This is a genomic window from Streptomyces sp. BK340, assembly GCF_007827595.1.
Classification (GTDB): Bacteria; Actinomycetota; Actinomycetes; order Streptomycetales; family Streptomycetaceae; genus Streptomyces.
Map to the genome: position 1 here is coordinate 1 of NZ_VISR01000077.1, position 1,321 is coordinate 1,321.

At 67.1% G+C, this 1,321-nt stretch carries 1 protein-coding gene; it reads left to right on the forward strand.

The window, feature by feature from the left end; translation table 11 throughout:
* Positions 1-50 precede the first annotated feature (50 nt).
* A protein-coding gene (locus FB157_RS46975; protein ID WP_145887982.1) for an IS3 family transposase occupies positions 51-1,294 on the forward strand; the annotation gives its coding sequence in 2 pieces (ribosomal slippage) (positions 51-333 and positions 333-1,294; 1,245 coding nt in all).
* Positions 1,295-1,321: the final 27 nt, after the last annotated feature.

Here is a 1,321-nt window from a genome sequence, read left to right on the forward strand (position 1 = left end):
TGAACCGCTCCGGGTCTGATGGAGGCTCGATTCCCTGAGAGGATCGAGTCATGGCACGTCCGTCCCCCTACCCTGCTGAGCTTCGTGAGCGTGCGGTGCGCATGGTCGCGGAGGTTCGCCCGAACTATCCGACCGAGTGGGCCGCGATGAAGGCAGTCGCAGCGAAGCTGGGCATCGGAGCAGCAGAAACGGTGCGGACGTGGGTCCGCAAGGCGGAGGTGGACGCCGGTCGGCGGCCCGGCACGACGTCTGAGGAGGCCGCGGAGATCAAGCGGCTGCGGGCCGAGAACGCCGAACTGCGGCGGGCCAACGAGATCTTGAAGGCGGCCTCGGCTTTCTTCGCGGCCGAGCTCGACCGGCCGTCCAGGCGCTCGTAGCGTTCGTCGACGAGTTCAAGAAGGTGTTCGGGGTCGAGCCGATCTGCCGTGTGCTGTCCGACCACGGACTGAAGATCGCAACGAGCACCTACTACGCCGCCAAGAACCGTGCTCCCAGCGCCCGCGCGGTGCGGGATGCGGAGCTAAGGACGCACATCAGCCGGGTCCACGCCGACAACTACGGCGTCTACGGAGTGCGGAAGGTCTGGCGGCAGCTGCACCGTGAGGGCATACCCGTGGCCCGCTGCACGGTCGCCCGGCTGATGCGCGAGCTGGGGCTGGAAGGCGCCCGTCGCGGCAGGAAGCTCCGCACCACCGTGCGCGACGACGGGCACGAACGGGCAGCTGACCTGCTCAGGCGCGACTTCACCGCGTCCCGGCCGAACGAGCGGTGGGTCGCCGACTTCACTTACGTGGCCACCTGGTCCGGGATCGTCTACGTCGCGTTCGTCGTGGACGTCTTCTCCCGGGCGATCGTCGGCTGGTCCGCAGCCACCAGCAAGCGGGCCAAGCTCGTCCTGGATGCCCTCGACATGGCCTTGTGGCGACGTGACCGTGCTGGAACTCCCGCTGGACCGGGGCTGGTTCATCATTCGGATGCGGGCAGTCAGTACACGTCCTTCGCGTTCACCGCGCACCTCATCGAGGCCGGCATCGACGCCTCGGTCGGCACCGTCGGTGATGCCCTGGACAACGCGCTCATGGAGTCCCAGATCGGCCTCTACAAAGAGGAGCTGATCAAGCCCCGTCGGCCCTGGCACGGCCTCGCCGATGTCGAACTCGGCACCGCGGAATGGGTCGACTGGTTCAACAACCAACGGCTCCACAGCGCGATCGGAAACCTCCCACCCCACGAATACGAGACCAACCACTACGCTCAACACCAGCCCCAACCGGCGGCTGGAGTCAACGCATAGAGCCTCCACCGATCCCGGAGCGGTTCA